Here is a 25,784-nt window from a genome sequence, read left to right on the forward strand (position 1 = left end):
ACTGGGCCTCCGTGTCAGCCTCGGCTCAACGGAAGGGCGGGTGCCGGGGTGAGCTTCAAGACCGATTACGACGTGATCGTCATAGGTGCCGGGCACAACGGCTTGGCCGCGGCGCTCATCCTGCAGCGCGCCGGGCTGCGCACGCTGTGCCTGGAGGCCGGGCGCTACGCCGGCGGGATGTCCTCGACGGTGGAGTTGTTCGACGGCTACCGGTTCGAGATCGCCGGCTCGGTGCAGTTCCCGACGTCGGCCGCGGTCAGCGCGGAACTGGGCCTGGACGGCCTGGACAGCATCGACCTCGAGGTGATGTCGGTGGCGATGCGCGGCGTCGGCGACGACCCGCTGATCCAATACACCGACCCGATGAAGCTGTTCACCCACCTGTCCGAGGTGCACGGCGCCGAGGCCGTCAACGGCATGGCCGGGCTGCTGGCCTGGAGCCAAGCCCCCACCCGGGCGCTGGGGCGCTTCGAGGCCGGCCGCCCGCCGAAGACTCTCGACGAGATGTATGCCTGCGCCACAAACGAATTCGAACGCTCCGCCATCGATGACATGTTGTTCGGGTCGGTCACCGACGTGCTGGACCGCTACCTGCCCGACCGGGAGAAGCATGCGGCGCTGCGGGGTTCGTTCACCGTGCTGGCCGTCAACACGCTCTACCGCGGACCGTCCACCCCCGGCAGCGCGGCGGCCCTGGCCTACGGTCTCGGGGTCCCCGACGAGAACACCGTGCTGATGAAGAAGCTGCGCGGCGGGATCGGGGCGCTCACCGGGCATCTGCATGAGACGTTCACCGCTGCCGGCGGTGAGCTGCGACTGCGCACCAAGGTCTCCGAGATCCTCGTCGACGAAGCCGGTACCCGGGTGGCGGGGGTGTGCACCGAGACCGGTGACACCCACACCGCACCCGTGGTGGTCTCGGCCATCGCCCCCGATGTCACCGTCACGTCGCTGATCGACGCGACCGTCCTGCCCGAGGACATCCGAGCCCGCTACGCCCGCACCGACCATCGCGGCTCCTACCTGCAGATGCACTTCGCGCTGGAGGAGGCGCCCGAGTTCGCCGCGCCCTATCAGGCGCTCAACGACCCCGCCATGCAGGCCTCACTGGGGATCTTCTGCACGCCCGAGGAAGTGCAGCAGCAGTGGGAGGACGCGCGGCGCGGCATCGTTCCGGCCGATCCGACCGTGGTGCTGCAGATCCCGTCGTTGCACGACCCCGATCTGGCGCCGGCCGGCAAGCACGCCGCATCGGCGTTCGCGCTGTGGTTCCCGATCGAAGGCGACGGCAACTACGGCGAGATGAAGGTCGAGATGGGGCAACGGGTGATCGACAAGATCACCCGGCTGGCACCGAATTTCGAGCGCAGCATCACCCGCCACACCACCTTCACCCCACGCCATATGGGCACCATGTTCGGTGCGCCCGGCGGCGACTACTGCCACGGACTGCTGAACCCCGACCAGATCGGTCCCAACCGGCCCGGCGCCCGCGGCTTCGTCGGCCAGCCGTTGCCGGTCGAAGGACTGTATCTGGGCAGTGCGGGCTGTCACGGCGGCCCGGGGATCACGTTCATCCCCGGCTACAACGCCGCCCACGCGGTGCTGGCGGACCGGACCTAGAGCGGGCACAGCTCAGCCGGTCAGCTCACCGGAGATGTCCTGGCGGCTGAGACCACCCTGCTGCCGCTGGTCGGACAGGTTCCGGCATTCGCCGTAGATCTTGACGCTGCCGGTGCTGGGGTGATCGGGCCACGGGGCCAGCATCGCCATCATCTGGTCCTGGTGGAGCACCCGGCCGTGCGGCACCTTGCCCGGCGGCGGCCCCTCGCTCCAGCCGAGGCCGAGCATCGTCGCCGCCACCTGGTCCAGGTAGGCCTGCTGGTCGACCGCGGGCGGGAAGGTGAACGTCACCGTTGCCACGCCGCGGTAGGGCGCTTCGTTCTGGTCGTTGCAGGACTCGAACCGGAACGAGGCGGTGTAGTCGTGGAACTCGGCGGCCCGCACGAGCTGCTTGGCCGGCTCGACGACCTGGGCCCGGGTCTGTTCGTCGCTCAGCTCGGGCCCTTCGAGTTCGTTCCGGCGGTCCTGGGGAAACATTGTGCAGCCTCCTGTCGCTAATGCCGCTGCGAGCACTGCCACCGCCCGGCGCCACCTGCGCTCAGCGGTACTGATGGTCATCGGTGATCGTTGCTGGTGCACGCTTGCCTTCCGGGTCGATGAGTGCCGGCGTCCCGGGTATGCGGGTGTCCACGTGCGGCAGGTTGACGTCGCCGACGAGCGGGATGTGGACCTTCTCCGGCAGGCCGATGTGAGCTTGGCGGCGGCCCTCGGCGACCAGGCCGCTGTCGGCCAGCGACGACGACTTGCCCGCGGAGATGTCGGTCATCGCGCGCAGGGATTCGCTGCCCATGTCGTAGTAGCGGGAATGATCGCCGAAGGCCAGGCCCTGGTGGCCGACCGCCTCGGCATGGAAGCGCACCGACCCGTAGCTGTCGCCGGCGGGGTCGGTGCCCAGCCCGGCCATGTCTCCCAGCGGGTGGTGCATCGTGTGGTTGATGAAGTCCGGCGCGAGCCCGGACTGACCCAACCATGAGACCGGGTCGCTGGACGCGGCCCCGACGAAGACCTGGCCGCCGTCGAGATGGAAGTCGGCGGCGCTTTTGGCCACATCCGTTCCGGGACAGCCGATGAGCACCGCGTCATTGGCGTGCATTCCACTGTTGGCGAACGCGTCCGCCACCGTCGTCGCACCGTAGGAATGGCCGATCACCGTCACGTGCGACGACAACCCGGCGTCGTGGGTGGCCGACAGTCCGTTGACGTCGCCGGCCAGCATCGCCCCTCCGTCGCGCGCCAGCTCCGGGGTGGCGATCCGCAGATCGTCGGGCGCGTCCGGGGCGTCGTAGCCCATCCAGGCGATCACCGACGCCGGCTCACCGGGCGTTGCCGAGCGCATCTGGTCGTAGAGGTTGGTGGCGTCACTGCTTTCCAGCCAGCCCTGCTGCACGCTGTTGCCGGTGCCGGGAACCACCACCGCGGTGTTGGCGGCACGGTCGGGGTTTCCGATCGCCACCGCCGCCTTGCCCTGCCCGTTGAAGGCCAGCGGGTCATAGGCCCACAGCAATGCCTGGCGCTCGACGTTGCCGTTGGCATCGACCTCGCCGGCCATGTGCTCCAGGCCCTTTTCGGTCTGTACCGCGTTGGTGTAGCGGGCGGCGTCGTCGGCCGACAGCCCGTAGCCGCCGGGATTGTGCAGCACGTCGTCGACCGAGACGCCGCGCAGGTTGGCCAGGTCGCGGACCCGGTTGAGATCGTCGTGCAGCACCGCGAGGTTGACCTCGTTGCGGGCATCGGCGGGGATGCCGTTGAGGTTGCCCAAGCCGGGATCGTGTTGGGCGACATAGGCCGCCCGCTGCTGCGGGGTCAACGAGTTCCACCAGTCGGTGACCACCCGCGGGTCGGTGCCCGACGGCGGAATCGGCATCAGTGGGTCGCCCAGCGGGGAGGTCACCTGGTCGAGGTTCTTGACCAGCCCCGGGTCATAACCCTCGGCGCGCAGCCGGGCCTCGGCGGCGCGCAATGCGGTCAGGTAGGTGTCGCGGATGACCCGGACGCGGCGCAGCGTCTCGGCGGTGTCGTCGATCGCCGCCTGCTGAAGCTCGGCGATCTGGTCGTGGACTCCCCGGCGCTGCGCGGCGGTCAGGTCCGGGTTCTGATCCACCTGGAACAGCTGGGTCAGGTGGGCATCGATGCTCTGCAGCACGGCCTCCAGCTCGGAGATGCAGGCGGCCGAGGACTTCTGCGCCTCGGCCAGTGCCGCGGCGATGCTCTCCAGATCGGCGGCGATCTTCGGCAGCTGCTCGGCCTGCACACCCAGTGAGGTGGTGACCAGCTGCACCTGGGCGGCGTCGTTGATCGGATGATCGCCGTTCTCCCGATTCCAGGCGCCCTCGAACCGCTTGCGGGCCTGCTCGAAGGTGGCGTCGGCTTCGGCGGCGGACTGGCCCGCGTTGTGAAACGCCCGCGTCAGGCCGTCGATCTGGGCCGGCCGGCCGTGCTGCAGTGCGGCGTTGATGGCCCACGGATCACCACCGGCCTCGGCGATCAACAGGGGGATGCTGATCGACTCCAGGTGCACCGATCACCCCTTAAATCCAGCGGCGATCAACGCTACCACCGCGAGGAGCGGCGTCAATTCACTCTCAAGTCGCCAGCAGCTCGTCGAGCAGCTCCCGAAACGCCTGCGGGTCCGCCGGGGTGAACGCCGGCCGCGGCCACGGGTGGCCGTGCAGCTCCAGGGTGATCAACGTGGACCGCAACGGCCGCTTGACGTCCAGCGGCAGCCAGCGCCGCAGATCCGAGCTGCCCCAGATCCGAAACCGGTGAGCCAGACCCAGCGGCTCGGTGTGGTAGCCGCGAATGGCCGACAACGGGATCACCTTCGACGTTCCGGATGGAAAGTGATAGCGGCGCAACGTGATCGCCTTGCGGTCCAGGGCGACCAGGCCGTCGTCGTAGGAACCGCTCACAGCTTCTCGCAGCGCAGCTCGTGGCCCCTGGCGGTCAGGCAGCGGCCGGTGTTGAGATCCCACTGCCAGCCGTGCTGATTGCAGGTCAGGGTGTCGCCGTCGACCACCCCGAACTTCGACAGGTCGGCCTTCATGTGCGGGCAGCGGCGCTGAATCTGCCAGCCGGCCAGGGTGATCGTCGCCGAGTCGTCGTGGCTCTCACCGAACCAGCCGTCGGCGTAGACGATGCGGTCCTCGCTGAGGCATTTGAAGAACGTGTAGAGGTACTCGTTGTAGCCGCCGACCCGCCACGCGGTGAATCGGGTGGACAAGAAGATGGTGTTGACCCAGTCGGGTTCGCCGTCGCGCAGCACGGTGCGCACCAGCTCGGGCGGGATACCGAAGCCGTAGCGGAATTTCTCGCCGGGGACCGGCTGGCGCACCATGCGTTTGGGGAAGTCCAGCACGACGGTCTCCCGGTGGGCCCCACTGGCGTCCGAGCCGTCCAGCACCAGCTCGACCGGGTAGCCGATGCCGTCGCAGATCTCGTTGCTGCGCGCCATGATCGGCTCGAACAGTGCACGCAGCGGCTCCAGCATCGCCGGCCCGGCCGCCGGCGCCCAGGAGGCCTTCTCGGCGGCCAGCACCGGCGCCATCCGCTCGGCGTAGGCGGCGATGTAGTCCGCCTTGCCGCCTGTGAAGATCGCCTCGACCTCGTCGTCGCTCACCGGATGGGCCAGCGCATTCAGCTGCGACCCGGTGAAATCGGCTGCGCTGCCGGGGATCATCAGCAGCCCGCCTTCGTGGCCGTTGCGGCGCAGCTGATCCAAAAACACCATCTCGTCGGGGAAGATGTTGGCCGGATCGCCGTGGTCGTCGTTGAGGTAGCGCAGCTCGGCATCCAAGAAGCATGGCGGGCCGGCCGAGGGCACCACCCAGGTCGCGCCGACGTGCGCGACGTATTGGCGGGCGCGGTCCATCTGCCGTTGCCGCTTCTGGGTGCCGAACGCCTCCTTGGCCCGGGCCGGCATGTCGTAGACCATCGGGTACCAGATCGCCCCGGAGTACTGCAGCAGGTGCACGTCGATGGCGTCGAATGCCTGCAGCACGTCCAAGTCGATCGGGCGCGAGTCGTTCATGTTGAAAACGGTGGTGACACCGTCGCTGACCACCAGCCCGGAGTCGCCGATCGGGCCGTCGGCCGGGGCGCGCAGCGCGATGATCATGACGTCCAACGCGCCCTTGGGGCCGGACACCGTGTGCCGCACCGAGTCGGTGGTCTCGAAGAACCGGTGGAAGCCCAGCGTCTCCAACTCGCGGCGCAGGTCCGGCACCGGATAGTCGGGCAGCAGCACCACTGCGTCCTTGTTGACGTGGGCGGCCAGGTGCCGTGGGTCGAAGTGGTCGTGGTGCAGGTGCGAGATGTAGAGGTAGTCGCAGTCGCCCAGTGCGTCCCAGTCCAGGGTGGAGTTGTCCGGGAACGGGAACCATGACGCGAAGTAGGCCGGGTTCACCCACGGGTCGCACAAAATGCTGCCCGCGGCGGTCTCGATCCGGAAGCCGGCGTGTCCGACGCTGGTGACCCGCACTTGTACCTTCCCCGACGCTGTAAGTGATTCCTCCCGAGCTTAACGGCGGTGCGCCCGGGGGCCGTGGGGACGGGCCCGGCGGCATTCTTTACAGGCCGTGCGGCCCGGAGTACTTTCACCGTTGACCAGCATCTCTTCATGGCTTCAGGCCGTGAACACATCGCTCGTCGGCGACTCGACGCGTCCGGAATCCGGGCGGACGGAGGCACTGTGACCTACGGGAAAGAGTTATTGCCCGACGACGTGCGTAACAGAATCGACCGGGCTATCGACGATTCGGCACCGGCGTGGCAGCAGTTCGTCGACGACAACAGAGCCCCGCGATCCCCGCAGGACGAGCCCGGCCCGTCCCTGGTGTTGAAATACACGTCCTCGGAGTATGCGAAGAAGTACCGCACCTGTCCCAACGACGGCATCTTCATCGGCTGCAAGAACTTCACCTGGGGCAAGGCCGTGTATGTGACCGGAGTCGAGGAGCCGCTGTCCACCGCGATCTACGGGCGTGCCGGGTTGGTTGCACAGCTTGACCTCACCCCGGGCTGGAGGGTGTTCGACGCCCGCGATAAGGCCAAATACGGTCTGTATCTGGAGTGGCTGCGTCTTCAGCCCGCTTATGACGACGCGGTTCTGACGGTGCATACCGACCACTGGTTGCACGGACTGCGAAACGACTTCCGCGAACAGTTCGCGATCGACGTAGTGCTGTGTAGGCCGGACGAATTCGACTCGCGCGGTTGGTATACCGATCCGACCGATACCTGGGCGTGCGTCAGCGACTGGAACATCGGTCCTGCGGTGGCACCCGCGCAGCGGCAGCTGGCAAGTTATGCCTACTCGTGGCGCTTCGATGAGGTGCGGCTCACGGTGGTTCCCGAAGAGGAATTCCTCGGTCCCAAGGATCCGACGACTGTTCGTCCTCCAAGTCAGCCGCCACGGCGTGTGGCACAACTGGAAGTGAGCGGAAGCCGGCCGGTCGCACCCGACCTGCGGCGGGCGTACTGGCTGCATCAGGTCGTAGGGGTGCCCTCATGAGCCTCATTTCGATTGCGGCGCCGCTGATTCGCCTCGCGGCGGTCGACGACGATCGCGCGCAGGACCTGTTCGATGCGGTCAACCCCGAGCGGGACGAAACGGCGCGAATCGGCCTCATTCGTTCCGGTGTCGAGCCGACTGAGCTCGCGGTGTTGACGTCGCCCGAATGGCAGTGGTTCGCCGAATTCCGGCAGGCGCTGGGCGGTGAGCTGGACCCGGTGGTGCTGGACCATCTCACCGATTCGGCCTCGACGCGATTCGCGCGGTATGCGGTCCGGCGGCTTGTGCTGCGCGACCCGACCACAAATGCTGACGCGCGAGACGGCGGCGATCCCGCGGACAGGCCCGCTGCCATCGGGTTGAACTGGCTCAGTCGCCAGGCGAAAGGCGAACGGATCATTGCCGACTTCGACCTGGTGACCGATGACGAGCGCGTGCCGGTGTTCGAGGAGATGCCCGAGACAGTGTTCGAGCCGATGCGCGAGGAATTGCTCGAGCTGATGCGCGACGGCCTGCAATGCGCGACCGACGCCGCATGGTTTCTGCTGCGGGAAATGACGTCACTCGCGGGCAGGCGCGGCGCCTTGGTGAGTGGACAGCTCGAAGAGTTCGCGCGCGACCGCGCCATCGCATCAACGATCTGGGAGCACTGGGGGCTCCATGAACCGCCGCGACGCTGATCGGGGCCTCGGGCCCGAGCCGGGGGAGAGGTGGCCGCGGTGACGACGAAGTACGAGTTCTTCAGATACCCCGACGGCACACTCGGCTTCCGCCTGAAGGCGGCCAACGGGAAGATCATCGCCGGGAGCGCGGGTTGCAAATCCGAGCCGCCGGCGCGCGACGACGCCGGATCGGGGCGACACGACACAGCTGCTGCCGCGGCGGTCGAGCACGTGGAGACTCCTCACGAAACAGCCTTGCGGAAACAGCGCATGCTGAACGCCCGCGCCAAGCCGTTCAAAATATTCACCGAAGACGGCCATCCTTTATAGGTCTGAGCCGCACGTCGGGTCGGAGCTGATTCCGACTGGTCCCGCCGCGATCGCCTAGGCTGGACGACTGTGGAGCCGTGGTACGGGACTGTCGCCGTCGTCACCCGCACGTTGTGGCGATACCAGGGGGTGAAGATCACCATCACCGGAGCGGAGCACCTGCCCGCCACCGGGGGCGCGGTGATCGCGATCAATCACACCGGCTACCTCGACTTCGCGTTCGCCGGGTTGCCCGCCTACCGGAGCCGGCCGCGCCGGTGGGTGCGGTTCATGGCCAAGAAGGAAACCTTCGATAACCGGTACACCGGGCCGATCATGCGCGGTTGCCGGCACATCGCGGTGGACCGCGGCCAGGGGGCGGACTCGTTCGCCGCGGCCGTCGAGAAACTCAAGGCCGGCGAGCTGGTCGGGGTCTATCCGGAGGCGACCATCAGCCGCAGCTTCGAGCTCAAGGAGTTCAAGAGCGGCGCCGCGCGGATGGCGATCGAGGCGCAGGTGCCGATCGTTCCGCACATCGTCTGGGGCGCCCAGCGGATCTGGACCAAGGACCACCCGAAGCAGCTGGGGCGCTCCAAGGTGCCGATCTCGGTCGCGGTCGGCGAGGCCATACCGCCGACGCTGCCCGTCGACGACCTGCGGGCGCTGCTGCAGACGCGCATGCAGCACCTGCTCGAGCAGGCTCAGGACGCCTATCCCGAACATCCGGCCGGCGAGTTCTGGGTGCCGCATCGCCTCGGCGGCGGTGCCCCCACGCCCGCCGAGGCGCTTCGGCTCGACGCCGCAGAGGCCGCCCGAAAGGCCGAGGAGCGGGCCGCCCGAAACCAGCAGCCGCCCAGCGCGACGGGCGCCGCGGAGTAGCCCTGGCATGCAGCCGGTCTTTCGGGCGCTGGAGCTGGCAGCGGTGACCGTCGTTAAGGTCTCCGGCGCACGACTCGATTTCGGCGGCCTGCAACACATCCCGGCCGCGGGTGGTGCCGTGATCGCGATCAATCACACCGGCTACGTCGACTTCCTGCCCGCGGCGCTGGCGGTGTATCGGCGGGGACGGCGGATGCGGTTCATGATCAAAGCCGAAATGCAGCAGGTGAAGGTGGTGAACTTTCTGATCAACCACACCGGCACCATCCCGGTGGATCGCGGCGCCGGATCCGATGCCTACCGCCATGCGGTGGCGGCACTGCGCTCCGGGGAGGTGGTCGGCGTCTACCCGGAGGCCACCATCAGCCGCAGCTTCGAGCTGAAGGAATTCAAGTCCGGGGCCGCCCGGATGGCGATCGAGGCGCAGGTGCCGATCGTGCCGCTGGTCGTCTGGGGCGCCCACCGGCTGTGGACCAAAGACCATCCGAGGGGGCGGCTGATCGGCAGCAAAATACCGATCACCGTGCTGGCGGGCCCGCCGCTGGCCCCCGAGGGCGATGCCGCCACGCTCAGCGACCGACTGCGCACCCAGATGGCGCCGATGCTGGCCCGGGTCCAGCAGGAATATCCGCACCCGGCGGGCGAGTTCTGGGTACCACGACGAATGGGCGGCGCGGCACCCACCCCGCAGGAGGCCAAGGTTCTCGACGAGCGGGAGCTGGCACGGCGGATGCGCAAGGGTGCCGGTGGTCATGGACCCGGCCGGCCGGACCCTACGAGCATGGAGCACTGAACATGGCGGAGCCCTTGTTCCGGACGCTGGAGATGGTGATCCCGCCGCTGGTGCGCGCCAACGGGCCACACCTGACCTTCCAGGGGCTGGAGAACATCCCCGAGCGCGGCGGGGCGGTGCTGACCCTCAACCACACCAGCTACCTGGACTGGTATCCGGCCTCGGTCGCGGCGCTGCGGCGGCGCCGCCGGCTGCGGTTCATGATCAAGGCCGAGATGACCGAGGTCCCGGTGATCAGCTACGTGATCAAGCGCATCAAGCTGATTCCGGTCGACCGGTCCGCCGGGGCCGGCGCCTACGACGTGGCGGTACAGCGGCTGGCCGCCGGCGAGCTGGTCGGGCTGCACCCGGAGGCCACCATCAGCCGCAGCTTCGAGCTGCGCGAGTTCAAGACCGGTGCCGCGCGGATGGCCCACGCCGCCGGTGTCCCGATCATCCCGGTCATCGTCTGGGGTATCCACCGGGTATGGACCAAGGATCACCCGAAGCATCTGTGGCGTAACCACGTTCCGGTGCTGGTGAAGATCGGCCGGCCGTTGGCTGCCTCCGAGGACATCGAGGCGACCACCGCCGAGCTGCGTGAGACGATGAGCGCAATGCTCGAACAGGCGCAACTGGAATACCCCCACCCCGCCGGCGCGTACTGGGTGCCGCGGCGGCTCGGCGGCGGCGCACCCACCTTGGCCGAAGCCCTGGCGATGCGCGAAGCCGAGCTCGCCGAACGCGATCGCAAGCGGCTGGAGCAGGCCGAAGGTGGCCGGCTGCGGCGGACGCTGGCCGGTCTGAGTCGGCGTTGATGACACGGCCGGCCCGGCTGCAGCACTTGCCCCCCGCGCTGATCGCCAGTGATGTCGACGGCACCCTGCTCGACGGCGCCGAGAACATCACCGCGCGCACCCGGGCGGCGGTGCACGCGGCCGTTGAATCTGGGTCCGGCTTCATTTTGGCGACCGGGCGCCCGCCGCGCTGGATCCCCCCGGTCGTCGACGCGCTCGGCTTCGCCCCGCTGGCGGTGTGTGCCAACGGCGCGGTCCTCTACGACCCGAACACCGACCGGGTGATCTCGGCGCGCACACTGTCGGCCGACAGCCTGGTCAAACTGGCCGAGGTCGCCGGCCGCGTCATCCCCGGCGCGGGCCTGGCGGTGGAGCGCATCGGCGAGCACGCGCACGACGCGGCGACGCCGCAGTTCGTCAGCTCACCGGGCTACGAACACGCGTGGCTCAACCCGGACAACACCGAGGTCTCCCTCGAGGACCTGCTGTCCCAGCCGGCGATCAAGCTGCTGATTCGCAAGGCGGGGGCGTCCAGTGCCGACATGGTGGCGGAATTGGCGGACCACATCGGCAGCGCCGCGGAGCTGACCTATTCCACCGACAACGGACTGGTCGAGGTGGTGCCGGCCGGTGTCACCAAGGCCACCGGCATCGAGGAGCTGATCACGCCGCTGGGGATCGGTATCGAACAGGTGGTGGCGTTCGGGGACATGCCCAACGATCTGCCGATGTTGGTGCAGGCGGGTCACGGCGTGGCGATGGGCAATGCGCATCCCGAGGTGCTGGCCGCCGCCGCCGAGATCACCGCGCCCAACACGGAGGACGGTCTGGCGCGGGTGCTGGAACGCATTTTCCTGCGTTGACTCTGCGCTGAGGGCGGGGGTTACTCGAACTTTCCCGCCATAGCCGCAGAGTCAACGGTGGTTAGCGAGGCTCGACGAAGGAGAGGCGAAGCTGGACCGCCGCATCGAAACGGTGGTTAGCTGACGCCGAACGGGTCGATCACTCGGGAGAAGCGCTCCAGCTGCACCGGTGGGCCCTCCGGCGGGGGCGGCGGCAGCTCTTCGGCGTTGCCGTCGATGACCCGGATGACGGTGGCGCTGGCCCGGTTGTAGTTCAGCGTGCCGTGCTGGAAGTTCTGGCCGATCCACTCCGGTTCGGGGATCTCGGCGCTGGTGGGCAGCCCGAGCATGCCGCGCTCGTAGCCCAGCGATGCCCAGGCGTCGTAGATCGCCCCGGTGATCGGCTGGGCGCCGGTCTCCGGTGACCAGTACACCGCGCCGTGTTCGAACGTCGCGTATTTGGTGGAACCCTCGCCGATCGCTTCGGGCGAGGTAGGGGCGCCGAGCATGCCCTCCGCGCCGCCCAGCTCCAGCCAGCGGGTGTGGATGGCGCCGCCCTGCATCGTCCTGGCGAGGTCTTCGGGGCCGGGCGGGTCGCCGAATCGGGCTGCGATCTCCCGGATTTCGTTGAGCGCCAAGTACCCCTGCTCACCGGGGCACTCGGTGGCATCCAGGTCGCGGTGGCCGATGATCGCCGGCAGCGTCAGCGCCGAGCCGCGCGGGACGTGGGTGAACGAGCCGCCGCCGGAGGTCAGCTGGACGGTGGCCCGAGGGTCGGTGCGGTCCAGCCCCAACCGCCAGCCCAGCAGCCGGCCGACGGTCTCGAGCTGAATCGGTGGGGGAGGCGCGTCGTCGAAGGTGCCGATCATCGACACCCCCCAGGTGTTCTTGTTGAACCCGCCGGCGTGGCTGCCCACGATGCCCTTGGTGACGCCGCCGGCCCGGCCCTCGAACACCTGGCCGTACTTGTCCACCAGCGCGTGGTAGCCGATGTCGCACCAGCCCAGGGTGCGGGTGTGATAGGCGTAGATGGCCCGGATGATGTCCGCCGAGTCCTCGGGGGAGTAGTCGTTGGATCCCGCGGTGTGATGCACCACCGCCGCCTGGACCGGACCGCTCTCCACCGGCTTGCCGCACCGGCCGCGGGCGCCGGCGCCCCATTGGCTTCGCGGGATGATGTTGGGCGGCTGTCCCGGGGCCAGTACCGCGCTCGGCGGTGACCACTGTGCGTCGACCGGGGCTTTCGGTGGTGTGACCTTCGGGGGTGTGATCAACACCGCGGAGATGTTCTGCGCGAACGGCTGCGCGGCGGTGGCCGGCAGGTAGCCCAGGTCGGGCTTGGCCGGGGCGGCCGGGGGAGCGGCCTTCTGCTTCGGCGTGGACTTCCGCTGCGGCTTGGCGGCGGCCGGGCCCTCGGATGCGGCGTGCGAATTGTCCGCGGCCACCGCACGGGTGACCGCGATCTGCACCGCGGTGGTCCGGCCGACGAACACCGGCTCGGTCCCGTCCGGGCCCGGGGCGGGCGCGTCGGCGGGCCGGGCCTTCGGAGCGTGCTCGGTGGCCTCGTGGGCGGTGGCGTACCAGGGCCCCCACGATCCGTCGGCGCGCTTGGCGCGGATCTTCGCGGAGGTACCGCTGAGGTCCGCGCCGGTGAGCGCGACCATGGTGAACGGCTCGTCCTGGCTGATCTCGCGGACGGTGACACCGGGCTCGAGGTCGGGCAGCAGTTGCTGGTTCAGCTTGGTCGCCGCGGCGCTGGGGGGAGGGTCGGCGGGTTTGGATCCCGAGCCGGAGTCCAGGGCCCACGGCAGGATCAGCACGGTCGCGACGGTCGCGGTCAGCTTGATCGTCGGCGGCGGGCGACGGGTTGGCACGTGCTGATGTTACGTATGTGTCTTGTGTTGTTAGTGATGCGACACGCGATGAGCTGGGATGACCGTTTGTCAACGGCACCGCAGAGTCCACGTGCCCGACCGTCCGGGCTGACTCTGCGGTGCCGTTAGGGAAACAGGCTCCTGGGTTACGGGGCCGGTACCGCGGCGGGCGCGGCCGCCACAGCCGGCGCGGCGCCCTGCGCGGCCTGCGCGATGGACGGGATCACCACACCCTTGAGCAGGTCGATGGCCTGTCCGGCGCCGAGCTGATTGGCCGCACTCATCAGGTCGCTGACGACCCCGCCCTTCTCCTCCGGCATGCCCATGCCCAGCGACGGGTCGCCGAGGATCGGGTAGGTGCCGTCCAGGCCCGGGTCCAGGCCCACCGGCGAGGTGAGCGGGTCACCGGTGCCCAGCAGCCCGGTGTCCGGGCTGGTCAACCCGGGTGTGGTCAGCCCGGGGCTGGTCAGCGACGGGTCGGTCAGCGACGGCGTGGTCAGACCGGGTGAGGTCAGGCCGGGGGTGCCCCCGAGCGTCGGCGTGGTCAGGCCCGGCGTCGTCAAGCCCGAGGTGGTGGAAACGCCCGGGGTGCCCAGCGGCGGCGTCGACAGTGACGGCGTCGTCAGCGACGGGTCGGTGAGCCCCGGCGTGGTCAGGCCCGTGGGCGAGGTCAGCCCCGGCGCGGCGGGGTACATGCCCGGCGAGGTCAGGCCCGGCGCGGCGGGGTACATCCCCGGCGACGCGGGGTATGCGCCGGGCATCGAACCCGTCCCGCCCCCGAAGCCGGGAACTGGCGGAAGGTTGACCCCGAACTGGGACAGGCCCTGCGAGAGGGCCGAGATCAGCTCATTGGGCAGGTCGGCCACTGAGGCGGCCGCGACGAAGTCGTGGTGCTGCGGGGCGGTGTCGTGGGCAACCAGCTCGGATACTGCGACAACTGCAAACGGACTTGCGACCGCTAGGGCGGCGACTGCGCTCATAGTGGTCGAGAGCCTGCGTCGACGTCGGTTCGGCACGGAAGTCTCCTCAATATGTTTTGCCCTTCGGCCTCCCTCGGGGGCCGCCAGAGCTTTTACTTCTGCCTACCCGAACGACGGTACGCGTGTGACTCATGTGAATAGAGTGACGAGATCGAATCGTGAGGAAACCGCGACCAACCCTTCGTCGGGATCGATGGTCGCCTCCGTCCGCCGAGATTGCACTGGCGCCGGGAATCGGCACGTTTTCCCTGCGTGAGTGCAATCTCGCGGTGCCGGCGGCGCTGCGAGCGGCAGCTCCGCCGGCGGCGGGTCCCGGCGGACAGGGGAGGTGGCGGGGCGCCGACGCTGCTCGCGGCCGCTGTTCAGATACCCTTGGCGCCGATGACCGCTCGTTTTGACCTCTTCGTTGTGGGTTCTGGATTCTTCGGCCTGACCATCGCCGAGCGCGTAGCCACGCAGCTCGACAAGCGCGTCCTGGTCGTCGAAAAGCGCCCCCACATCGGCGGCAACGCCTACTCCGAGGCAGAGCCGCAGACCGGCATCGAGGTCCATAAATACGGCGCGCACCTGTTCCATACCTCTAATAAGCGGGTCTGGGACTACGTGCGGCAGTTCACCGAATTCACCGGCTACCAGCACCGCGTCTTCGCCATGCACAACGGGCAGGCCTACCAGTTCCCGATGGGGCTGGGCCTGGTGTCGCAGTTCTTCGGCCGCTACTTCACCCCGGACGAGGCCAAGGCGCTGATCGCCGAGCAGGCCGCCGAGGTCGACACCAAGGAGGCGAAGAACTTCGAGGAGAAGGCGATCAGCCTGATCGGCCGCCCGCTCTACGAGGCGTTCGTCAAGCACTACACCGCCAAGCAGTGGGAGACCGACCCCACCGAGCTGCCCGCGGCCAACATCACCCGGCTGCCGGTGCGCTACAACTTCGACAACCGCTACTTCAACGACACCTACGAGGGCCTGCCGGCCGACGGCTACACCGCGTGGCTGGAGAACATGGCGGCCCACGACAACATCGAGGTCCGTACTCACACCGATTGGTTCGACGTCCGGGACGGCCTGCGGGCCGACAGCCCGGGGGCTCCGGTGGTCTATACCGGGCCGCTGGACCGCTACTTCGACTACGCCCAGGGCCGGCTGGGTTGGCGCACCCTGGACTTCGAGCTCGAAGTGCTCGACACCGGAGACTTTCAGGGCACCTCGGTGATGAACTACAACGACGCCGACGTGCCCTACACCCGGATCCACGAATTCCGGCACTTCCACCCGGAACGGTCCTACCCGACCGACAAGACGGTGATCATGCGCGAATACGGGCGCTTCGCGCGCGACGACGACGAGCCGTACTACCCCATCAACACTCCCGACGACCGGGCGATGGTCGAGGCCTACCGCCGGGCGGCCAAGGCTGAGATGGAGTCGGCGAAGGTGCTCTTCGGCGGGCGGCTGGGCACCTATCAGTATCTGGACATGCACATGGCCATCGCCAGTGCGTTGAGCATGTACGACAACATCCTGGCGCCGCACCTCACGCAGGGTGTACCGCTGCACGAGAACAACAGGGAAAACAACCGATGACCAAGGCCAAGAGTTCGCGTGCGGTGAGCCGACTTTCGCGGATCATCCTGCCGCGCCACGGTGAGCCGCTGGACGTCCGCAAGCTCTACATCGAAGAGTCCGAGACCAACAACCGCCGGGCGCATCCGCTCACCCGCACCAGCCTGGAGATCGGCGAGGAGTCGGAGGTGTCGTTCGCGACGTACTTCAACGCCTTCCCGGCCTCCTACTGGCGCCGCTGGTCGATCCTCGAGTCGGTGGTGCTGCGCCTGGAACTGACCGGCTCCGGCCGCGTCGACGTCTACCGTTCCAAGGCCACCGGTGCGCGTATCGCGGTGGACGGCAAGCCTTTTGACGGCAGTGGCGCTCCGGCTATCATCGAGTTCGAGGTCGGCCTGCAGCCGTTCGAGGACGGCGGCTGGATCTGGTTCGACATCACCACCGACACCGCTGTCACCGTGATCGGCGGTGGCTGGTACGCGCCGATCGCGGCGCCCGGACGCGCCGACGTCGCCGTGGGCATCCCGACCTTCAACCGGCCCGACGACTGCGTCAACGCGCTGACCGCGCTCACCTCCGATGCGGACGTCGACGAGGTGATCAGCGCGGTGATCGTTCCCGACCAGGGAACCCGCAAAGTGCGCGACCATCCCGGCTTCCCGGCGGCGGCCGCCGCCCTGGGCGACCGGCTGTCGATCCACGACCAGCCCAACCTCGGCGGGTCCGGCGGCTACAGCCGGGTGATGTATGAGGCGCTGAAAAACACCGGCTGCGAACAGATCCTGTTCATGGACGACGACATCCGCATCGAGCCGGACTCGATCCTGCGGGCACTGGCGCTCAACCGGTTCGCCAAGACGCCCACCCTGATCGGCGGGCACATGCTCAACCTGCAGGAGCCGTCGCACCTGCACATCATGGGCGAGGTCGTCGACCCCGACGTGTTCATGTGGACCAACGCCCCGCACACCGAGTACGACCACAACTTCGCGACCGACCCGCTCGCCGACACCCCCGAGCTGCACCGGCGCATCGACGTCGACTTCAACGGCTGGTGGATGTGCATGATCCCGCGCGCCGTCGCCGAAGAGGTCGGCCAGCCGGTGCCGTCGTTCATCAAATGGGACGACGCCGAATACGGGCTGCGGGCCGGCAAGCACGGCTACCCCACGGTCACCCTGCCGGGCGCGGCGATCTGGCACATGGCCTGGAGCGACAAGGACGACGCGATCGACTGGCAGGCCTACTTCCACCTGCGCAACCGGTTGATGGTGGCGGCGCTGCACTGGGACGGCAACATCGCCGGCCTGATCCGAAGCCACCTCAAGGCGACCCTGAAACACCTTGCCTGTCTGGAGTATTCGACGGTCGCCGTGCAAAACAAGGCGCTGGACGACTTCATGGCCGGCCCCGAGCACATCTTCTCGATCCTGGAGTCGGCACTGCCGGACATCCACGCGTTGCGTAAGAACTACCCCGATGCGGTGGTGCTGCCGGCGGCCAGCGCGCTGCCCGCCCCGTCGCGGCGCCGCAAGCCGATGCGCCCGCCGGTGCAGCCGCTGTCGATCGGCTACCGGCTGGCCCGCGGCGTCCTGCACAACCTCAAGGCCACCGCGCCGGAGCACCATGCGCGCCCGCAGCTCAACGTCCCCACCCAGGACGCCCGGTGGTTTTTGCTGTGCACCCAGGACGGCGTCACCGTCACCACCGCCGACGGACGCGGCGTGGTCTACCGCCAGCGCGACCGGGACAAGATGTTCACGTTGCTGCGCGAGTCACTGCGCCGCCAGTACCAGCTGAGCCGTCGCTTCGACGACCTTCGCCGGACCTACCGCCGGGCCCTGCCGACGCTGGCCAGCAAGCAGCAGTGGGAGACGGTGCTGCTGCCCGACGGCGCGACGCGGGCATGACCGAGTTCGCCCCCGACCCGGGCGCCGGCGACGCCGCGGTGCCGCCGCACGGCGAGAGCGCCGTGCTGGTCGCCGTGCAGTCGGCACTGACCGGCCGGCCCGGTGTGCTGCCGGTGGCCCGGACGCTGTCGCACTTCGGTGAGCACAGCCTGGGCTGGCTGGGGCTGTCGGCGCTCGGTGCGCTGGCGCAGCCGCGGCGGCGCCGGGCCTGGTTGCTGGCCGGCGCCGGAACGCTGGCCGCGCACGCCGCGGCGGTCATCATCAAGCGCGTCGTGCGCCGGAGACGCCCGCACCATCCGGCGATCGCGGTCAACGTCGGCACCCCGAGCGCCCTGAGCTTCCCTTCGGCACACGCCACCTCCACCACCGCCGCGGCGATCCTGATCGGACGGGCCGCCGGGCTGCCGGTGAGGGTACTTCCGGCGGTGCTGGTACCGCCGATGGCGTTGTCCCGCATGGTGCTCGGGGTGCATTACCCCAGCGATGTCGCCGCGGGCGTACTTGTTGGAGCCGCGGTCGCCGCAGCCGCGACCCGCCTGGACGACTCTGGAGGACCCGGATGAGCGCACATGTTGACGGCCGGGCGCCGGAGACCGGCCCGCCGGCGAACCTGGCCGCCGGAGTCGTCAAGGCGATGCGGCCCCGCCAGTGGGTGAAGAACGTGCTGGTGGTGGCGGCCCCGTTGGGGGCGCTGGGCCGCGGCGTGCAGTATGACTACCTCGACCTGCTGATCAAGGTGCTGATCGCCTTCGTGGTGTTCAGCCTGGCCGCCTCGGCGGTGTATCTGGTCAACGACGCGAAGGATATCGAAGCCGACCGCGCACACCCCAGCAAGCGGTTCCGGCCGATCGCCGCCGGAGTGGTGCCGGTGGGCCTGGCCTACGGCCTGGCGGTGGTGCTGGGGGCGGTGTCACTGGCCGTGTCCTGGTGGCTCAGCCCGAACCTGGCGCTGGTGATGGCGATCTATCTGACCATGCAGCTGGCCTACTGCTTCGGGCTCAAACACCAAGCGGTGCTGGACATCTGCATCGTCTCCTCGGCGTATCTGTTGCGGGCCATCGCCGGCGGGGCGGCCACCAACATCTACCTGTCGCAGTGGTTCCTGCTGGTGATGGCGTTCGGGTCGCTGTTCATGGTGGCCGGCAAACGCTACGCCGAACTGCAGCTCGCCGAGCAGACCGGCGCCAAGATCCGCAAGTCGCTGGAGAGCTACACCGGCACCTACCTGCGGTTCGTGTGGACGGCCTCGGCCACCGCAATGTTGGTCTGCTACAGCCTTTTCGCCTTCGAGCGCGACAGCGGGTCCGGCTCCTGGTACGCGGTGTCGATCATCCCGATCACCGTCGGGATCCTGCGCTACGCGGTCGACGTCGACGGCGGCATGGCCGGTGAGCCCGAGGACATCCTGCGGCGCGACCGGGTGCTGCAACTGATGGCGCTGGCCTGGATCGGAACCATCGGTGCTGCCGTCGCCTTCGGTTAGCCTGCGGGCCCGCGGCGTGCCACCGGACCCCCGGGTCCGGCCGCTGGGCTGGCCCGCGGTCGCCTACAGCCCGTCGGTGCGGCTGAGTTCGTGGGCCGGGGTGGCCGTCGTGCTGCTGCTGTTCGGCGTGGGGGCGTGGCGGCGACGGTGGATCTCCGATGACGGTCTGATCGTGCTGCGCACCGTGCGAAACCTGCTGGCCGGCAACGGGCCGGTGTTCAATGCCGGTGAACGGGTGGAGGCCAACACCTCCACGGCATGGACTTACCTGATGTATCTGGGCAGCTGGCTCGGCGGGCCGGTGCGGATGGAGTACGTGGCGCTGGCGTTCGCGCTGACGCTGAGCCTGGCCGGGGTGGCGTTGCTGATGCTGGGCACCACCCGGTTGTACGCACCCGGCCTGCAGGGCCGCCGCGCCCTGCTGCTGCCGGCCGGGGCACTGGTCTACATCGCGGTGCCGCCCGCCCGGGACTTCGCCACCTCCGGACTGGAGAGCGGTCTGGTGCTGGCCTATCTGGGCCTGCTGTGGTGGATGCTGGTCTGCTGGGCGCAGGCGCTGCGGATGCCCCGATCCCGTGCCCGCGGAACACGTTTCACCGCCGCCCTGGCATTCGTGGCCGGTTTCAGCGTGCTGGTGCGCCCCGAGCTGGCGCTGATCGGCGGCGGCGCGCTGGTCATGCTGCTGATCGCGGCGCGGGGCTGGCGGCCCCGGGCGCTGATCCTGGTGGCCGGCGGGGCGCTCCCGGTGGCCTACCAGATCTTCCGGATGGGTTACTACGCGCTGCTGGTGCCCGGTACCGCGCTGGCCAAGGACGCCGCCGGCGACAAGTGGTCGCAGGGAATGATCTACCTGGCGAACTTCAACGCCCCCTACGCGATGTGGGTTCCCGCAGTGCTTTTGACCGCGCTGGGCGTGACGCTGTGGGTGGGCGCCGCGGTGCGCCACCGGCCCCGCCGTCCGGTGCCCCGCGGCGTCGGCCCGTGGGCCCGGCTGGTGCAGAGCCCGGGAGCGGTGGTCTGCTTCTTCGTGATCAGCGGTCTGCTGCAGGGCGCCTACTGGATCCGCCAGGGCGGCGACTTCATGCATGGCCGGGTGCTGCTGGCGCCGTTGTTCTGCATGTTGGCCCCGGTGGCCGTCATCCCGATCCTGCTGCCCGATGGTGCGCGCTTCCACCGGGAGGCCGGCTACCCGCTCAGCGGCGCGGTCGCCGTGCTGTGGCTGGCGGTTGCCGGCTGGGCGCTGTGGGCGGCCAACTCGCCCGGGATGGGCGATGACGCAACGCGGGTCACCTACTCCGGGATAGTCGACGAACGCCGGTTCTATTCGCAGGCCACCGGTCACCCGCATCCGCTGACCGCCGCGGACTATCTCGGCTATCCGCGAATGCGCGCGGTGCTGAGCACGATCGAGGCCACCCCGGACGGGGCGCTGCTGCTGCCGTCGGGCAACTACGACCAGTGGGACGTCGTCCCGGTCATCCTGCCGGTGCCCCCGGGGGTCGGCGTCCCGGCCGATCCCGATCCGGGCGGGACCGGGCCCCACACCGTCTTCTTCACCAATCTGGGCATGTTGAGCATGAACACCGGGCTCGACGTTCGGCTGCTCGACCAGATCGGACTGGCCAATCCGATTGCGGCGCATACCGAACGGCTCGACCACGGCCGGATCGGCCATGACAAGGACCTGTTCCGGGACTGGGTGGTGGCCGACGGCCCCTGGGTCAAGTGGTATCCGCTGATCCCGGGCTATCTGGACCAGGATTGGATCGCCCAGGCCGAGGCCGCCCTGCGCTGCCCCGACACCGCGGCGGTGCTGGGCTCGGTGCGCGCGCCGATGGGCCCGCGCCGGTTCCTGTCCAACGTGCTGCATTCGGCGGGCTACACCCGGTACCGCATCGAGCGGGTGCCCCGCGACGAACTGATCCGGTGCGGCCTGGCCGTGCCCGAACCGAGCCGCCCGCCCTATACCGGGATGCCGCCCGACGTCCCGTGACGGCGCGTCCTCGACCACGGCGAAAATGTGATGGACGTCATGTCCTGCCGGTCGCAGCTACCGACCGCGTCCGGTCTCACCGGCTGGAATGGCCTCGCGAGCGCAGCGCCCCGGCCGCGGGAAAGACCGATGTCGAGGCGATTCGCCCCGCGCGCGCCAGAACCGCAAGGGCTCCCAGGCCGTTTCTGTGGTTGACTACACCGGCACTGTCGCGCTCGCGCGCGCAGATCCGGTCCGAGTCGGACCACCCAATGAGAGCACGGCAACAAGACGAATGAGGATGTCCAGAATGAAGCTGCTTGACAGGTTGATGGTCGCCGCCGCCGGCGCGGCCCTGCTGGCGGGGTTGGTCGGTGTCGTCGGCGGCACCGCGGAGGCGAACGCCTTCTCCCGGCCGGGTCTGCCGGTCGAGTACCTGCAGGTGCCCTCGGCGAGCATGGGCCGCGACATCAAGGTCCAGTTCCAGAGCGGCGGTCAGGGCTCTCCGGGCCTGTACCTGCTCGACGGCATGCGCGCCCAGGACGACTTCAACGGCTGGGACATCAACACCCCGGCGTTCGAGTGGTACCTCAACTCGGGCATCTCGGTGATCATGCCCGTCGGTGGCCAGTCCAGCTTCTACAGCGACTGGTACAAGCCGGCCTGCGGCAAGGCGGGTTGCTCCACCTACAAGTGGGAGACCTTCCTCACCAGTGAGCTGCCGTCCTACCTGGCCTCGGAGTACGGCGTGAGCCAGACCAGCAATGCGGCGGTCGGCCTGTCGATGGCCGGCTCGTCGGCGATGACGCTGGCCATCTACCACCCCAACCAGTTCACCTACGCCGGCTCGCTGTCGGGTTACCTCAACCCGTCCACCGGCAAGGGCTGGATCGGCCTGTCGATGGGCGACGCCGGGGGCTACAAGAAGAACGACATGTGGGGCGAGGACAACGACCCGGCCTGGCTGCGCAACGACCCGACGGTCAACGTCGACAAGCTGGTCGCCAACAACACCCGGCTGTGGGTTTTCTGCGGCAACGGCAAGGCCAATGAGCTGGGTGGCGACAACATCCCGGCGGTCTTCCTGGAGCAGAACTTCATGATCGGCGCCAACAAGAAGTTCCAGGAGCTCTACACCGCGGCCGGCGGCAGCAACGCGATCTTCAACTTCCCGGCGTATGGCACGCACTCCTGGGAGTACTGGGGTCAGCAGCTGCAGGCGATGAAGCCGGACCTGCAGAGCCACCTGGGCGCTTCGCCGACGACCGAGAGCGCTCCGGCCGAGTAGTCCCACGGACTCAGACACACCGCCGACGGCGGCGACCCCACGGGTCGCCGCCGTCGGTAGTTTCCGGCCCTGCCCGCCGCTGCCGTGTGGTTGACTACCTTCGGCGGATCGCCTGCGCGCGGCCAGCGGCGGATGATCGCCACGAAATCTGTGCCGACGAGCGAGGTGGGAATGAGCGGACTGTCGAAGTTGCTTCGGGCGCTGTGGGTGGCCGTGCTGACTCTGGGCATGTGGGGCGGCGGCGTCATGGTCGGCGCAGGCGCGCATGCCGCACAGTTCGAGAACCTGATGGTGCCCTCACCGGCGATGGGCCGCGACATTCCGGTGGCCTTCCTCAACCAGGGACCGCACGCGGTATACCTGCTCGACGCCTTCGACGCCCACCCCGAGGTGAGCAACTGGGTGACCGCGGGCAACGCGATGAACACGCTGGCCGGCAAGGGCGTCTCGGTGGTCGCACCGGCCGGCGGGGCCTACAGCATGTACACCAATTGGGAAAAAGACGGCAGCAAGCAGTGGGAGACCTTCCTGTCGTCCGAGCTGCCGGACTGGCTGGCGGCCAACCGGGGCCTGGCGCCGGGCGGGCACGCCGTGGTCGGTGCGTCCCAGGGCGGCTACGGGGCGCTGGCGCTGGCCACCTTCCACCCGGACCGGTTCGGTTTCGCCGGCTCGATGTCGGGCTTCCTCGGACCGGCCAACACCACCGAGAGCGGTGTCATCAGCGCGGGTCTGGAGAACTTCGGCGGGGTGGACCCGTACGGCATGTGGGGCGCGCCGCAGCTGGGCCGCTGGAAGTGGCACGACCCGACGGTGCACGCCACCCTGCTGGCCCAGAACAACACCCGGGTCTGGATCTACAGCCCGATGGGCGGCGCCTCCAACCCCGCCGCGATGATCGGCGACCCGGGCGAGGCGCACGGCAGCGGCCGGTTCTTCAACATGCAGTACCGCCAGGTGCACGGCCACAACGGCCACTTCGACTTCTCCCCCGGCGACAACGGGTGGGGGTCGTGGGCGTCGCAGCTGGGGGCGATGTCCGGCGACATCGTCGGCGCGATCCGCTAATCCCCGTTGACTCTGCGTCCACCAGGCAGAAGTGCGAGTAACCCGCCTGGTACACGCAGAGTCAACCCCGGTGGGCCAGCAGGTCCCAGGCCCGCTGCACCCGACGGATCACGTCGCTGCCGCGGTGCTCGGCCAGCACCTTGAGGTGCGTCCACCCCGCCTGCGCGAGGTACTCGAGGCGTTCGGCGTCCTTGACGTATTGCATACGGCTGGTGCGGTGTTGATCGCCGTCGTATTCGACCGTGAGCATGAGGTCTTTCCATCCCATGTCCAGGAAGTATCTGGGGTAGCCGGTTATCCCGAGAACCGGAATCTGGGTCTGCGGACGGGGGAAGCCCGCTCGGATCAACAGCAGCCGCAGCCAGGTTTCCTTCGGGGATTGGGCGCCGGCGTCGACGAGATCCAGGGCTGTTTCGAGTTGGCGTAGTCCTCGGGTGTGCGGGTGCCGCTTCGCCAACTGAACGACCTCATCGATCGTGAAATCGGTTGCCCGGGCGAGGGCGTCGAGGCGGGCCACGCAAAGGCCCAGCGTTCCGCGCCGGCCGAGGTCGAACGCGGTGCGTGCCGGCGTGGTGAACGCAAGCGCGCCGGTTGACTGGGTTTCGCCGTCGAGAAGTAGGTCCGCCCTGGTCTTGACGCCGAGGGGCGCCCTGGCGTTGCGCCAGATCAGTTCGACGGGAGTGTCGTCGTCGATCCACCGCGCGCCGTGCAGGGCGGCGGCCGCCGTGCCGGCGATGACGCCCTGCCGATGCGACCACAGCCACGCCGCGACGGTCTTAGTCCGCATCGTGACCTCAGCGCGCCGATCCAGGTAGACGTCGGGCATGACCGCGCGGTAGTGCTTGGCCAGCTCATGCCAGGTGACGGTGCCGGCACGTAAAGCCTCCGAGCCGAGGAACGGCTGGTGGTCGGCCATGTCGGGATGGTGCCAGCGGTCGATGCCGAGCGCACTTCACCCGTTGACTCTGCGTCCACCAGGCAGAAGTGCGAGTAGCCCGCCTGGTACCCGCAGAGTCAATGCTGGAAGCCGCTGATCTGTACCGTTATAGGCGCTATGGCCAACAAGAAGACCCCGAACTCTCCGCGGAAATCCTCGCGATCCCCGAAATCCCCGTCGAAGTCCGTGCGCAACCGTCGCCGCCTGCTGGCGTGGGTGGCCGCCGGTGCGATGGCACTGGCGGTGGCGCTGGTCGCGGTGGTGCTGGTGATCTGGATTCGGCACCCGGCCTCCCCGCCGGTCGCGGAGTCGCCGTCGGCGGGGGTGCCGCCGACCGGTTCGGTTCCGTCGCGGGTCAAGAAGCCGCGTCCGGCCTATCAGGACGCCAGCTGCCCGGACGTGCAACTGGTCTCGGTGCCCGGCACCTGGGAGACGTCTCCCACCGACGACCCGCTGAACCCCACCCAGTTCCCCATTGCGCTGTTGCTCACCGTCACCCGCCCGATCGCCGAGCAGTTCGACGCCTCCCGGGTGCAGACCTACACCGTTCCCTACACCGCGCAGTTCCACAATCCGCTGTCGGCCGACAAGCAGATGAGCTACAACGACAGTCGGGCCGAGGGCACCCGCAACACCATCAAGGCGATGACCGAGATGAACGAGAAGTGCCCGCTGACCAGCTATGTTCTGATCGGCTTCTCGCAGGGCGCGGTGATCGCCGGTGATGTCGCCAGCGACATCGGCAACGGGCGCGGCCCGGTCGACGAGGACCTGGTGCTGGGCGTGACGCTGATCGCCGACGGCCGTCGCCAGGAGGGCCCGGGCAGCGGGATCAATGTTCCGCCCACCCCGCCGGGCCAGGGCGCCGAGGTGACCCTGCACGAGCTGCCGATCCTGTCCGGGATGGGGCTGACCATGACCGGCGCCCGCGACGGCGGTTTCGGCGACCTCGATCAGCGCACCAACGAGATCTGCGCGCGCGGCGACCTGATCTGCGCCGCCCCGCAAGAGGCATTCAGCATCGGTAGGCTGCCGGCCACCCTGGAGACGCTGGCCGGCGGCGCGGGTCAGCCGGTGCACGCGTTGTACGGCACCGCCGAGGTCTGGAGCCAAGACGGCCTGTCCGCCACCCAGTGGACGCTGAACTGGGCTCGCGACCTCGTCGCCAACGCGCCGCATCCACCACACGGCTGAAAGGCATGAACCCGCCCGCATGAACCCGCCGCGTGAAGCCGGAGATAGCCGTCACACGCGGTACCGTTTGATTTGGCACGAGCCGCAGCGACCTCTAACATTAAGAAGAATTTAAGAGCATGCGG

General features: G+C 68.8%; 23 protein-coding genes. 16 read left to right on the forward strand and 7 right to left on the reverse strand.

The features are described 5' to 3' along the window. Positions 1-48 precede the first annotated feature (48 nt). A complete protein-coding gene (locus tag G6N23_RS21040) occupies positions 49-1,623 on the forward strand; it encodes a phytoene desaturase family protein (protein ID WP_085260048.1) in 1,575 nt (524 codons plus the stop codon). Positions 1,624-1,635: 12 nt separating this feature from the next. On the opposite strand, the gene G6N23_RS21045 is transcribed toward G6N23_RS21040, so the two are convergent. The 4 genes from G6N23_RS21045 to G6N23_RS21060 all read right to left on the reverse strand — a co-directional run bounded on the left by G6N23_RS21045 (position 1,636) and on the right by G6N23_RS21060 (position 6,100). Then, positions 1,636-2,100, reverse strand: coding sequence for a lipoprotein LppJ family protein (locus G6N23_RS21045; protein ID WP_085260047.1), 465 nt, complete (start codon positions 2,098-2,100; stop codon positions 1,636-1,638). 61 nt (positions 2,101-2,161) lie between these two features. Then, entirely contained in the window at positions 2,162-4,141 is a 1,980-nt protein-coding gene (locus tag G6N23_RS21050) for a putative alpha/beta hydrolase (RefSeq protein ID WP_085260046.1), read from the reverse strand. A 64-nt stretch (positions 4,142-4,205) separates the two neighbouring features. Further along, positions 4,206-4,532, reverse strand: a complete 327-nt coding sequence (locus G6N23_RS21055) for a hypothetical protein (protein ID WP_085260045.1) — start codon at positions 4,530-4,532, stop codon at positions 4,206-4,208. Further along, positions 4,529-6,100: an MBL fold metallo-hydrolase gene (locus G6N23_RS21060; protein ID WP_085260044.1), complete on the reverse strand. Its 1,572-nt coding sequence runs from the start codon at positions 6,098-6,100 to the stop codon at positions 4,529-4,531. Before G6N23_RS21060 ends, G6N23_RS21055 begins: the two co-directional genes overlap by 4 nt. A 210-nt stretch (positions 6,101-6,310) precedes the next feature. Between G6N23_RS21060 and G6N23_RS21065 the strand changes: the two genes are divergently transcribed. The 7 genes from G6N23_RS21065 (at position 6,311) to G6N23_RS21095 (ending at position 11,414) form a co-directional block, all read left to right on the forward strand. Then, positions 6,311-7,132, forward strand: coding sequence for a hypothetical protein (locus G6N23_RS21065; protein WP_085260043.1), 822 nt, complete (start codon positions 6,311-6,313; stop codon positions 7,130-7,132). Continuing rightward, on the forward strand, positions 7,129-7,812 hold the full coding sequence (locus G6N23_RS21070) for a hypothetical protein (protein ID WP_085260042.1): 684 nt from the start codon (positions 7,129-7,131) through the stop codon (positions 7,810-7,812). Before G6N23_RS21065 ends, G6N23_RS21070 begins: the two co-directional genes overlap by 4 nt. A gap of 39 nt (positions 7,813-7,851) precedes the next feature. Beyond that, positions 7,852-8,124 carry a YegP family protein gene (locus G6N23_RS21075; RefSeq protein ID WP_133055460.1) on the forward strand — a complete coding sequence of 91 codons (273 nt, stop codon included), beginning with the start codon at positions 7,852-7,854 and terminating at the stop codon, positions 8,122-8,124. A gap of 69 nt (positions 8,125-8,193) precedes the next feature. Beyond that, positions 8,194-8,982 (forward strand): lysophospholipid acyltransferase family protein, encoded by a 789-nt coding sequence (locus tag G6N23_RS21080; RefSeq protein WP_085260040.1) that lies wholly within the window; start codon positions 8,194-8,196, stop codon positions 8,980-8,982. Between the two features lie 7 nt (positions 8,983-8,989). Then, on the forward strand, positions 8,990-9,775 hold the full coding sequence (locus tag G6N23_RS21085) for a lysophospholipid acyltransferase family protein (RefSeq protein ID WP_085260039.1): 786 nt from the start codon (positions 8,990-8,992) through the stop codon (positions 9,773-9,775). Between the two features lie 2 nt (positions 9,776-9,777). Continuing rightward, positions 9,778-10,572: a lysophospholipid acyltransferase family protein gene (locus tag G6N23_RS21090; RefSeq protein ID WP_085260038.1), complete on the forward strand. Its 795-nt coding sequence runs from the start codon at positions 9,778-9,780 to the stop codon at positions 10,570-10,572. After that, positions 10,572-11,414, forward strand: a complete 843-nt coding sequence (locus G6N23_RS21095; RefSeq protein ID WP_085260037.1) for a Cof-type HAD-IIB family hydrolase — start codon at positions 10,572-10,574, stop codon at positions 11,412-11,414. Before G6N23_RS21090 ends, G6N23_RS21095 begins: the two co-directional genes overlap by 1 nt. A gap of 116 nt (positions 11,415-11,530) precedes the next feature. On the opposite strand, the gene G6N23_RS21100 is transcribed toward G6N23_RS21095, so the two are convergent. Together G6N23_RS21100 and G6N23_RS21105 are read right to left on the reverse strand one after the other, a co-directional pair. Further along, positions 11,531-13,267, reverse strand: a complete 1,737-nt coding sequence (locus tag G6N23_RS21100; protein ID WP_085260036.1) for an N-acetylmuramoyl-L-alanine amidase — start codon at positions 13,265-13,267, stop codon at positions 11,531-11,533. 146 nt (positions 13,268-13,413) lie between these two features. After that, positions 13,414-14,283, reverse strand: coding sequence for a hypothetical protein (locus G6N23_RS21105; RefSeq protein ID WP_085260035.1), 870 nt, complete (start codon positions 14,281-14,283; stop codon positions 13,414-13,416). 336 nt (positions 14,284-14,619) lie between these two features. Between G6N23_RS21105 and glf the strand changes: the two genes are divergently transcribed. The 7 genes from glf to G6N23_RS21140 all read left to right on the forward strand — a co-directional run bounded on the left by glf (position 14,620) and on the right by G6N23_RS21140 (position 23,528). Continuing rightward, positions 14,620-15,831, forward strand: a complete 1,212-nt coding sequence (gene glf / locus G6N23_RS21110) for a UDP-galactopyranose mutase (protein WP_179961165.1) — start codon at positions 14,620-14,622, stop codon at positions 15,829-15,831. Next, entirely contained in the window at positions 15,828-17,720 is a 1,893-nt protein-coding gene (locus G6N23_RS21115; RefSeq protein ID WP_085260033.1) for a glycosyltransferase, read from the forward strand. The genes glf and G6N23_RS21115 overlap by 4 nt, the downstream gene beginning before the upstream one ends. Beyond that, a complete protein-coding gene (locus G6N23_RS21120; protein ID WP_085260181.1) occupies positions 17,717-18,283 on the forward strand; it encodes a phosphatase PAP2 family protein in 567 nt (188 codons plus the stop codon). The genes G6N23_RS21115 and G6N23_RS21120 overlap by 4 nt, the downstream gene beginning before the upstream one ends. Next, positions 18,280-19,203: a decaprenyl-phosphate phosphoribosyltransferase gene (locus G6N23_RS21125; RefSeq protein ID WP_085260032.1), complete on the forward strand. Its 924-nt coding sequence runs from the start codon at positions 18,280-18,282 to the stop codon at positions 19,201-19,203. Before G6N23_RS21120 ends, G6N23_RS21125 begins: the two co-directional genes overlap by 4 nt. Next, positions 19,181-21,196, forward strand: a complete 2,016-nt coding sequence (gene zomB, locus G6N23_RS21130) for a terminal beta-(1->2)-arabinofuranosyltransferase (protein WP_085260031.1) — start codon at positions 19,181-19,183, stop codon at positions 21,194-21,196. The genes G6N23_RS21125 and zomB overlap by 23 nt, the downstream gene beginning before the upstream one ends. A gap of 289 nt (positions 21,197-21,485) precedes the next feature. Then, on the forward strand, positions 21,486-22,463 hold the full coding sequence (locus G6N23_RS21135; protein WP_085260030.1) for an esterase family protein: 978 nt from the start codon (positions 21,486-21,488) through the stop codon (positions 22,461-22,463). A 171-nt stretch (positions 22,464-22,634) separates the two neighbouring features. Continuing rightward, positions 22,635-23,528: an esterase family protein gene (locus tag G6N23_RS21140; RefSeq protein ID WP_085260180.1), complete on the forward strand. Its 894-nt coding sequence runs from the start codon at positions 22,635-22,637 to the stop codon at positions 23,526-23,528. A 61-nt stretch (positions 23,529-23,589) separates the two neighbouring features. Here the strand turns inward: G6N23_RS21140 and G6N23_RS21145 are convergent, their stop codons facing one another. Beyond that, complete coding sequence (locus tag G6N23_RS21145) at positions 23,590-24,444, reverse strand: DUF559 domain-containing protein (RefSeq protein ID WP_085260029.1); 855 nt, start codon at positions 24,442-24,444, stop codon at positions 23,590-23,592. A gap of 138 nt (positions 24,445-24,582) precedes the next feature. Between G6N23_RS21145 and culp6 the strand changes: the two genes are divergently transcribed. Next, positions 24,583-25,659 (forward strand): carboxylesterase Culp6, encoded by a 1,077-nt coding sequence (gene culp6, locus G6N23_RS21150; RefSeq protein ID WP_095174070.1) that lies wholly within the window; start codon positions 24,583-24,585, stop codon positions 25,657-25,659. Positions 25,660-25,784: the final 125 nt, after the last annotated feature.

It is taken from the genome of Mycolicibacter terrae, from assembly GCF_010727125.1.
Lineage (GTDB): Bacteria > Actinomycetota > Actinomycetes > Mycobacteriales > Mycobacteriaceae > Mycobacterium > Mycobacterium terrae.

Bases quoted from the DNA above. Each gene is read 5' to 3' on its own strand.
- G6N23_RS21070 (WP_085260042.1), top strand. From the start codon at position 7,129: ATGAGCCTCATTTCGATTGCGGCGCCGCTGATTCGCCTCGCGGCGGTC.
- G6N23_RS21135 (WP_085260030.1), top strand. From the start codon at position 21,486: ATGAAGCTGCTTGACAGGTTGATGGTCGCCGCCGCCGGCGCGGCCCTG.
- G6N23_RS21145 (WP_085260029.1), bottom strand. From the start codon at position 24,444: ATGGCCGACCACCAGCCGTTCCTCGGCTCGGAGGCTTTACGTGCCGGC.
- G6N23_RS21120 (WP_085260181.1), top strand. From the start codon at position 17,717: ATGACCGAGTTCGCCCCCGACCCGGGCGCCGGCGACGCCGCGGTGCCG.
- G6N23_RS21115 (WP_085260033.1), top strand. From the start codon at position 15,828: ATGACCAAGGCCAAGAGTTCGCGTGCGGTGAGCCGACTTTCGCGGATC.
- G6N23_RS21125 (WP_085260032.1), top strand. From the start codon at position 18,280: ATGAGCGCACATGTTGACGGCCGGGCGCCGGAGACCGGCCCGCCGGCG.
- G6N23_RS21045 (WP_085260047.1), bottom strand. From the start codon at position 2,100: ATGTTTCCCCAGGACCGCCGGAACGAACTCGAAGGGCCCGAGCTGAGC.
- G6N23_RS21095 (WP_085260037.1), top strand. From the start codon at position 10,572: ATGACACGGCCGGCCCGGCTGCAGCACTTGCCCCCCGCGCTGATCGCC.
- G6N23_RS21085 (WP_085260039.1), top strand. From the start codon at position 8,990: ATGCAGCCGGTCTTTCGGGCGCTGGAGCTGGCAGCGGTGACCGTCGTT.
- culp6 (WP_095174070.1), top strand. From the start codon at position 24,583: ATGGCCAACAAGAAGACCCCGAACTCTCCGCGGAAATCCTCGCGATCC.
- G6N23_RS21140 (WP_085260180.1), top strand. From the start codon at position 22,635: ATGAGCGGACTGTCGAAGTTGCTTCGGGCGCTGTGGGTGGCCGTGCTG.
- G6N23_RS21090 (WP_085260038.1), top strand. From the start codon at position 9,778: ATGGCGGAGCCCTTGTTCCGGACGCTGGAGATGGTGATCCCGCCGCTG.